The sequence below is a fragment of the Streptococcus sp. HMSC065H07 genome (assembly GCF_001837325.1).
GTDB lineage: Bacteria > Bacillota > Bacilli > Lactobacillales > Streptococcaceae > Streptococcus > Streptococcus salivarius_H.
The window spans coordinates 1-351 of record NZ_KV832037.1 but is presented as its reverse complement, the minus strand read 5'-3'; the positions used below and the strand labels follow the sequence as shown (position 1 = coordinate 351).

Sequence of the window (351 nt, the reverse complement as noted above, 5' to 3'; positions counted from 1 at the left end):
GCTGTAACATCATCACCTGTTACTGAATCGTAGGCTTTAATCTTAGTAGCGTCAAGATCCAATTTAGTTTCATCGTAGTCATCTGAGATTCCTACTGATTGGATGTTGTCCTTGTTAGCTGCGTCGAATTTAGTTGTATCCAACCATACTTGGTAAACCAACTTGTCGCCACGGTTAACAGTCTTAGTATTCAAGTTTTGAGCTTCGTTGTTTGATGCATCGTCCGCATATGGGTTCGCATTTGTGTCTGCGTACTTGTCTGCCAACTCTTTATCATCATCAACGAGCTTGTCACCAGTGATATCGAATTTCTCTTCAGAAACAACGTATTTCTCTGGTTGGAACTTAGGT

1 protein-coding gene is annotated in these 351 nt (G+C 41.0%); it reads right to left on the bottom strand.

The window, feature by feature from the left end; all coding sequences use genetic code 11:
* A partial coding sequence (locus tag HMPREF2637_RS06180) for an SspB-related isopeptide-forming adhesin (protein ID WP_141760025.1) occupies window positions 1–351 on the bottom strand: 351 nt, incomplete at both ends.